Below are 9,041 nucleotides of genomic sequence, written 5' to 3' on the forward strand. Positions count from 1 at the left end.
CTCGATGATATTGAAGAGCAACTTGAAGTGCTTCAGAAAGTTGTGTCACTGTTGTAATCCTCAATTTTTACTTTTTAATTGGTAATTGGTAATTGTATAGAGTTGTGAACATATTCGCCCTTGGGTATTGGCAATAAGTGTGTTCACAACCCAGATAAAAACCCTATATCTATAGCAGTCGCCAGCGATGCAGCGCGGTCTTGGGGAGCCAGTGCGGTCTTGGGGGTCTCCCCCATGAGCAACTGGCGTGGTTTCCACGGGGCTTACAAGGTGCGGACGCAGGTTCCGCACACAGCCCCTCCCCATGAGCGACTGCATCAAGACAGGGCAGTTAGGACATGACAAAAGTCTCAAACCTAAGTAAGCGAAAGAGTTTGACTTCTGACTTCTGACTTCTGACTTCTGACTTCTGCTATAACTAGGGATAAGCAAAGTAAAAACTTTCTGAACTATGATTCAACATAATCGAGCGCAACTTTGAAGCAATCTCATCCCGTAGAGGAGCAGCTTCCGCTTTAGTAAGCCAAGTAAATAGTTTCTCCACAGCTTGAGGAGACGGATCAATTTTGAGTGCCTCTTGGAGCAGACGAAATGCACCAGCAAGATTTCCAGCCTTTAGGGGAATTACCATATGGTTTAGACAATAATTAAAGTAATGGTTACGAGCTTTGGCGGTAATTGCTGCACAATGCTCAGCAGGAAGATAGCTCTCGGAAATTTCAATCCCCAGGCGGATAGACGTTGCTTGAGCTCCAGATAATATCAATTCACTGGTCATATTATTATCATGCTCACGGTAACGTGCCAAAATATCGCCTTCGTACCACCAATCATAAAAACTAGCAATACGCTTATAAAGTTCCCAGTCAGGAGTATAAGTGTTCTCCGGATCGTAACAGCCCAGATGTTCATGAGTAGAGCGACGAATCACAACTGCACAGGGATTCAAGACATTGGAAGTGCCAATCTTCCACAGCCAATCTTGATGGATACCCGTATCTTTTCCATACACTTGTTGGGAGAAAATTATCTTTCCTTTCTCATTGATATTTTCATAACCCGTAAATGCTGCTCCCACAGAATCACTACATGTTTCTAGACTCTTCTTCAACCGGGAATAAAAACCTGGAAGAACATATTCATCTTCAGGAAGCACATGAATCCACTGACCGCGACTGAGGGCAATACCAAGATTAAAATTGCGTCGGGCACCGATATTTTCTGGATTGCGGTAGTAGCGAACTACCCCTCCCCCAATCGAATTCACCAAATCGTATAGAGGAGGTGTGCTGGCATTATCCATAACCAAAATTTCCATCTCCTCTTCGCCCTGCCATTGAGCCAATACACTGGCCAAACATTCTAGAAGATAGTCAGTACGGTTATATAAAGGAATAATTACTGTCCAAAACGGTCGCTTGTCTTCACTTACCGATACGCTCGGAATCCCTGGAAACTGATATCCCCCGATCGTAACGTCTGGTTGTTCTACCTGCGGTGGTGTTAGTGTCTCAAGAGATACTGTAGAACCGTTATCAGAACCTTTGTCAGAACCTTTGTCAGAACCTTTGTCAGGATTGACTACTTTCCCATACCGGGGATTGACTAGCATTAACCCTTGTCGATAAGCAGATGCTGCCTCCTCTAACTGCTTCTGGGTTTGGTAAATCCTGCCTAAATTAAAGTACACTTCCCCATAACTAGGATTGAGTTCGAGAACCTTCTGATAAGATGCGATCGCATTTTCAAACTCACCTTGGTCTTGAAGCACCACTCCCAAATTGTAATGAGCGCTGACCAAATCTGACTGCATCGCCACCGCTTGGCGATAGTAAGCCACAGCATTAGTCAAATCTCCTGCTTTTTGCCGGGTAACCCCTAGCTCATGGTTCAATTGTGCGTAGTGTGCTTGTTTTTCTAGGGCAAGCTTCTCTTGAGCGTGGAGTGCATTGCCCAAATTCACATCAGCTTCAGTGCAGGTAGGCTCAATCTCCAAAGCTTGTTGATAAGATGCGATCGCATCGTCCCAATTACCTTGTTGTTGTAGAGCATACCCAAGGTTGTTGTAAACCGGTACTAAGTTCGGCTGTATTGTTAAAACTCGTTGGTAACACTCCACCGAGTCAGACAACTGACCTTGACCTTGGCACAAATTACCTAAACTGAACCAAGCCTTAACAGAATTCGGCTCCGCTTCCACAGTAGCTCTGAACAGCTTCTCGGCAGTATCATACTGACCTGTTTGCTGTGCCAGCACCCCTAAGCCATATAAAGCTTCCGGATGATTAGGCTGTTGTTCCAAAATCTTATAGTAAAGCTGTACAGCTTGGTTTAAGCGATTGGCTTGACGATGTTGAACAGCAATTTGTAGTGCTTCAGAAACAGTTTCCATCGCAAATTGTCTTGGTTTATGGACTACATTTAATAGAAAATCTTCCAATGCTCTTACCGGTTTCAAGTCACCATATAACTTATGCTTATTTTCAGCAACTTGATCAGATATGTATTGACGATATTGAGCATCTTGACCCAACCGTACCGCAATTTTCACATAATCCTCTTTACTCGAAGCAATTGTCTCTTCCAGACCCATCATTTTTAGAATTGCCATCGTATGCCGACCACGCATCAAATCTCCTGGCAATGTCACAATCGGAATATTATGGGCAATCGATTCCAAACTAGAGTTACATCCAGACCAACCAATGCTATCCAAGAATACATCCGCTATCGCTGAGGTTCCAGCAAACCTCCTGTTATTCATGAATGGTAAAAATATGCAGTAGTCTGTATAATCGAGGCCAAATTTATTAAAAGCATCCCTTAAACGCTGCTCAAATATCTCAGTAACCCGGTCACTTTTAACATATTTAATAAATACAAACTTACACCGATGAGCTAACTCCTTAGCAATTCTAGGAAATACATCATCATAGTCAGGTAAATACTTATATAACGATTGGCAACACCAGAACATAATCTCATCATCATCTAAGCCTATGTCCTTTTTAGCGATCGCTTCCGGTGTAATATCCAAAGGTGTGTAATGGATAGAGAGATTCGGTAATCTAACTAACCTCTCACTATAATGATCTTGAGCATTTTCTGCTTCCATTAAATCACTACTCAAGTAATAGTCAATAGTCGGCATCCCACTAGTATCCGGATGTCCCCAAGATGTCATTTGAATCGGAGCCAGTCTTAAACAACCCAACTTAACTGTAGTTGGGGACATCCCGAATTCCGGAAAAATAAGGATGTGTAATTTATCTTCCGTAATTACCTCACACCATTCTTCGATAGTGAAAGAACCTTGAACAAATTTTACAAATGATTTTGCGGCTATTGCTGTTTCCTTATCCTGTTTTAACCCTGTGTGATAACCAAATAGTTCAAAATTCGATCTATCTAGATTTTCTACCCAGCCCTTAATCGGTATTTTCCAATTAGAATGATCCCAAAAGAATTCCGAAATAACTCCAATCCGAACTTTTTCATGAGGCGCTAAATTTGGTAGAGGAATTTTCTGGCTCCACCGGGGATAGCACTGGGACATGATCTGGCAAATCATTTGTCCATAAATTTCCTGTAACTCTCGGTTATTTAACCCTTGATAGGCCAGATAAAAAGGCTGAAACGCTCCCACCGCGTTAGCGGCACTTAGCAGTTCCCTTGGACTTAGCTCTGTATCGCTCTGTGTATAGCTATCCGCTAATTTTTTAAGACTACCTTGGTAATTATTTCGCGTTACCTTGATTTCATCAACACTTGAATAAATGATCGGAATCTGACACACGCACATGGCCAGTTTAGCTTCAGCCAAGTTAGGGTTAATACTTAATGCTTGCTGGTAAGACTGTAGGGCTTCTTCTAGCTTGCACTGTTCGTGGAGTGTATTTCCTAAATTGTTATAAACCTCAGCAAAGTCAGGTTTCAGCCTAATCGCTTCCTGATAGGACTGTACCGCTTCCTCTAACTTGCCCTGTTTTTGGAGTATTGTTCCCAAATTGTTATGAGCGTCAGCATAGTCAGGTTTAAGCCTAATTGCTTCTTGGTAAGACTCTCTTGCAGCATCTAACTTGCCCTGTGTTTGGAATAGAGTCCCCAAATTGTTATGAGCCTGAAAACAATCTGCTTTAAGCTTAATCGCTTCCTGGTAGGACTCTCGTGCCGCATCTAACTTACCCTGTACCTGCAGTACATTTCCCAGATTACAATAAGCCTGAGCATAGTCAGGTTTAACCCTAATCGCTTCTTGGTAGCAATGTACCGCTTCCCCTAACTTACCCTGATTATGAAGCAAATTTCCTAAATTATTATGAGCCACAGCATAGTCAGGTTTAACCTTAATCGCTTCTTGGTAATACTGTACCGCTTTCTCTAACTCTCCTTTTGCCCAGAAGATATTGCCCAAATTGTTATGAACTTCAGCAAAGTCAGGTTTTAGGGTTAAGGCTTGTTGGTACAAGGCTACCGCTTCCTCTAGCTTGTTTTTTTCCTCAAATATACTTGCAAAATTAGCAATGGCTATCACGTTATAGGGCTTCAATAAAGACTTTTCCTCACCCTGATAATCCCCCTGAATCTGTATTACCTGTCTGTAGATAGATTCAGCCTCATCTAATTTACCCAACTGATGATTTTGAGCGGCTGTATTGATTAGAGATTCAAGGTTTGATTCTAACAATTGGTTGGTAGTCATATAGCGGTTTGCAGGGCAGAGCTAGGTTGCTGTAATACTAAATCCGGTTTGATTAGATATCAATCATGAAAAATTATTTCACCCTAGTTGTCCGGTCAGTTTGGCAAAACTTTACATAACTTTACATTAAGGCGTCCAGGAATAAATTTTTGCTATACTATTTTTATAGGAAGAGTTAGGGAATCCGAACATGAACCACTGCGTTGGTACTACCGAAGCCGCATCTCTATTAGGTATTTCTTCTCGACGATTGCGCCAACTCCTGGAGAAGGGTCGGGTCAGGGGTGCCTATAAAAGTGGCAAATTCTGGATTATTCCTCTTTTCAAGCACCTACCACAAATCACCAAAGGTACCCGTGGACCAAAGGGCAAATGGCGTACCAGTCGTCCTCCCGCTTTAGCCACCATCAATGTCAACCGTAATCGGATTGGCAGCAACAATGCTAAACCTCCCCAAGACCGTCAGCCAGTGATTTCGGTAAAACGAAGCGGCAACAATCTATATGGCAACCAGATCGAAATCCTTGGTCCATGTCGGATTGTCTATCAGCCCGATCACCCACTGCGTTGTGGTGCTCGTCTATGGATCGAAACCTTCAGTGATGTTCATTTTATTGGTGGTAGTTTTCCGGCTAGTGCTTGATACTAAGGGCATTGCTGATTCTGGCTATGGTTTCCCCAATTCTGGGGGTAACAAAACTTTCAAAGTCCCTCAGAATTCGAGGAGCAACAGGGGCTTTAATAAAACCAGATGATCGCGCATTTATTCCTTAATTAAGGAACGCCAAAACTATGAGATTTATCAGCCCTAAAATAGATTATGTATTCAAAAAAATATTTGGTTCCAAAGAAAGTAAAAATATATTAATTAGTTTTCTAAATGCCATTATTTATGATGGCGAACCAATCATTCAATCTTTAACCATTATTAATCCCTATAATCCCGGTCAAGTGTTGACTTTAAAAGACACTTATTTGGATGTAAAAGCAGTGTTAGCGGATGGAGAGATTGTCCTAATTGAAATGCAAGTATCATCCATGACTGGTTTTAGCAAACGGGTACTTTATAATATGGTGAAAGGATATGTTAATCAGTTAAAAACAGCAGAGGACTATATTCGTCTTAAACCTGTTATAGCTGTCACAATTACGGATTTTATTTTGTTTGACGAAACTCAGCAAATTATTAATCAATTTGTGTTTCAAGAAAAAACAGAAAAGTTTGAATGTCTGGAAGAGGAATTGCAGTTAATATTTATAGAATTACCGAAATTCCATAAAAGACTCTCAGAATTAGAAACTTTAGCCGATAAATGGATTTATTTCATCAAAGAAGCTTCTAGTTTCGATAACATTCCTCCTTCTTTAGGAGAAGTATCAGAGATAGAATCAGCTTTAAATCTTGCTAATCAAGCTGGTATGACGCCAGAAGAATTAGAAATTGCCGATCGCCGTGCTATGGCATTACAAGATGAAAGAGGGAAAATAACTTATGCTGAAGAAATCGGTAGAAAAAATGAGGCGATCGCCTTAATAATACGTCAACTGAAAAAGCGTTTTGGGGAAATTGATAAAAAAACCATTAGCAAAATAGAAATTTTAACAATTGAAGAGTTGGAAAATTTGGGAGAAGACTTCTTAGATTTCAATAACATAACTGATTTAGAAAATTGGCTTAACTAGCATTCAGCCCGGATATAGCGTTCATAGGACTCATGAGGTACACATTATTTTTTACCTCTTCCCTCTTCCCTTTTCCCTCTTCCGTTCGCGTTCGCCTTTGGCGTGAGGCTCAACGTAATCAGGCGCGCGTCTCCGGGGGAAACCCCCGCGTGAAGGCGCTGCCTCCCCAAGACCGCGCTGCCTCCCCAAGACCGCGCTGCATCACTGCTACCTCCTCCCTAAAAACCAGAAATTTGACCTCACAAGTCGTAGAATTCCTATAGTTGGTAGGGTAATGGCATTGCCCAAACAGCAGTAGCGAAGCTGATCGCAAAAACGATCGCAAAAATATAATTATGATCGACACTTATGATATTATTGTAGTTGGTGCTGGTCCAGTGGGATTAGCCACTGCCATTGGCTTACAGCAGCGAGGTATCTCTAATTTTATAGTCCTTGATCAAACTCGTGCCTTTCGTCGAGTGGGTCAGGTTATCGATCTTCTGCCCAATGGATTAAAAGCCCTTAACCGCATAGCGCCTTCTGCTTACGAAGCCGTTAAAAACACGGATCTGGAGTTTTTGCAGAAAGTGCAACCCAATCAAAAATGGGTTTACAAAAATTTGAAGGGAGAGCAAATTCACTCAATTCCTCTTAGCTATGAGAGTTGGTTCAAGGATTATGGAGAGGGTCGAGTCTCAATTTCTTGGTATGATTTACAGACCACTCTCAGACAGCAACTTCCCGTTGAACAGGTTAAAGCGAATCATCGTTGTATCAATGTAGTCGATGAAGGAAACACCGAATATGTTCGGCTAGATTTTGTTTCTGATGCAGCCATAGAAGCAAATCCCTATGCTCATTGGTCAAACAGACAAAACGATGAGGATACAGTCTCCTTTAATTCAGAACATAGTCCCCAACAATTTCAAAAACAATCAACCCGGGCTAGGCTAGTTGTTGCTGCAGATGGGATCAACTCTAGCATTCGTCGAATTGTTTATAATGATAGTCCCTACAGTGGTTTAGCACGACCTGACTATTCCGGGTTTGCCGCCCTATTCTGTATGGAAATCACAGATATTCCCCCAGAGCTAAGCACAGAGCTTGAAAACAAATTTTTTCAGCAGGAACGGATTATAAGTATCACTAATGATCGCACTAATGATCAAATCTCAGAGGATTCCCCTTCTATGGAATCCCCACGGATGCTCCTATTTCGCCGTTCCAATGCTCAGTTTGGGTATTTGATCCATCTTCCTTTAAACCAGGAGGAGTTGACAGAAAAATCTGGAAGTGCCTTAATTGCTTTAGCATTACGAGAGTTGGAAAACGCTAATTTTCCCAAAGCTCTCACACAATTAGTGGCGTTATCTCCTCCTGTCAAAATGCAATCCCGTCCGTATTACATTCACCGTGTAGAAACTCTATCTCCCTGGAGTTCAGGTAGAGTTGTATTAGTGGGTGATGCCGCCCATGGGATGCCTCCTTTCATGGCTCAAGGGGCTAATCAAGGATTGGAAGATGCTCTGGTTGTAGCTACCCTTATCGCTAATATTGTACATAAAAATAATCTTGATAATATCCAAGCAATCGCCAATGCTTTCCTTAACTATGAATCTCTTCGTCGTCCATTAATGGAGAAGATTCAACAAGCAACATTGACCAGAATTCCCTACAATAACAAACAAGCATGGCAAGACTACCAACAATTGGTATATTGTCGTAATTTTGACCAACTACTGGAGCAATGTAACCATTCAGCAGTCAGCAGTCAGCCGTCAGCCTTGGCCTAAGGCCACGCTACGCGAATGGCTGATAGCTGATAGCTGATAGCTGATAGCTGATAGCTGATAGCTGATAGCTGATAGCTTACACAAATCCAAACTGATTAAGCTTTCATACTAATCACATCCTGACTCAAAACTTGATTCAATTTGCCACTGCGATATCCTTCTAAATCCAGGGTCACATAGACAAAACCCAACTCCTGAAACTCTGCTACTAACTTTGGTAAATCTGTTGTTACCACAAATTCCTTAATCTCTTCCGGTAGTAACTCAATTCGTGCGGTATCTCCTTCTGAACGAACCCTCAAATTCGAGAAACCTAACTTCCGTAAATAGATCTCTGCTCGTCCTACCCGTTGTAACTTAGCCACTGTAATCATTTCCCCATAGGGAAAGCGAGAACTCAGACAAGGTTGGGCAGGTTTATCCCACCACGGCAGTCCTAATTGTTTCGAGAGTTGGCGCACTTCCGCCTTAGTTACCCCCACTTCCGCTAAAGGCGATCGCGCACCTCGTTCCTTGGCCGCCTGAATCCCTGGACGATAGTCCCTTAAATCATCCCCATTCACCCCATCGACTACATAAGGATAGCCTCGCTCTAGGGCTAGAGGTTTGAGAGTGTCGTGGAGTTCACTTTTGCAAAAATAACAGCGATTGACCGGGTTAGAGGTATAATTAGGATTATCCATCTCATGGGTTTGGACAACCTCATGGGTAATGCCAATGGTAGCGGCTTGGATGCGAGCGTCTTCTAATTCTTCTGGTAATAGTGACGGGGATTCAGCAGTGACCGCTATTACGCGATCGCTTAAAACATCGTAAGCAATTTTAGCAACTAGCGTGCTATCAACTCCCCCAGAATAGGCAATCAAAGCCCGTTCCATCTC

General features: G+C 42.2%; 6 protein-coding genes. 4 read left to right on the forward strand and 2 right to left on the reverse strand.

Annotated features, from left to right (window positions below):
* Positions 1-418: 418 nt before the first annotated feature.
* Positions 419-4,702, reverse strand: a complete 4,284-nt coding sequence (locus F6K38_RS29735) for a tetratricopeptide repeat protein (RefSeq protein ID WP_287358679.1) — start codon at positions 4,700-4,702, stop codon at positions 419-421.
* A 190-nt stretch (positions 4,703-4,892) separates the two neighbouring features.
* Here F6K38_RS29735 and F6K38_RS29740 point away from each other — a divergent pair, with 190 nt between their 5' ends.
* From F6K38_RS29740 to F6K38_RS29755, 4 genes are all read left to right on the forward strand, one after another.
* On the forward strand, positions 4,893-5,345 hold the full coding sequence (locus tag F6K38_RS29740) for a MerR family transcriptional regulator (protein WP_287267650.1): 453 nt from the start codon (positions 4,893-4,895) through the stop codon (positions 5,343-5,345).
* 149 nt (positions 5,346-5,494) lie between these two features.
* Positions 5,495-6,385 (forward strand): Rpn family recombination-promoting nuclease/putative transposase, encoded by an 891-nt coding sequence (locus F6K38_RS29745; protein WP_008190431.1) that lies wholly within the window; start codon positions 5,495-5,497, stop codon positions 6,383-6,385.
* A 32-nt stretch (positions 6,386-6,417) separates the two neighbouring features.
* A complete protein-coding gene (locus F6K38_RS29750; protein ID WP_131826899.1) occupies positions 6,418-6,648 on the forward strand; it encodes a hypothetical protein in 231 nt (76 codons plus the stop codon).
* 72 nt (positions 6,649-6,720) lie between these two features.
* Positions 6,721-8,160 (forward strand): FAD-dependent oxidoreductase, encoded by a 1,440-nt coding sequence (locus tag F6K38_RS29755; RefSeq protein ID WP_287358682.1) that lies wholly within the window; start codon positions 6,721-6,723, stop codon positions 8,158-8,160.
* Between the two features lie 95 nt (positions 8,161-8,255).
* Here F6K38_RS29755 and larE read toward each other — a convergent pair.
* Positions 8,256-9,041, reverse strand: a 786-nt coding sequence (gene larE, locus F6K38_RS29760; RefSeq protein ID WP_287358685.1) for an ATP-dependent sacrificial sulfur transferase LarE, incomplete at its 5' end; no start/stop codon positions are given.

Source organism: Moorena sp. SIO3B2, from assembly GCF_010692525.1.
Taxonomy (GTDB): Bacteria; Cyanobacteriota; Cyanobacteriia; order Cyanobacteriales; family Coleofasciculaceae; genus Moorena; species Moorena producens.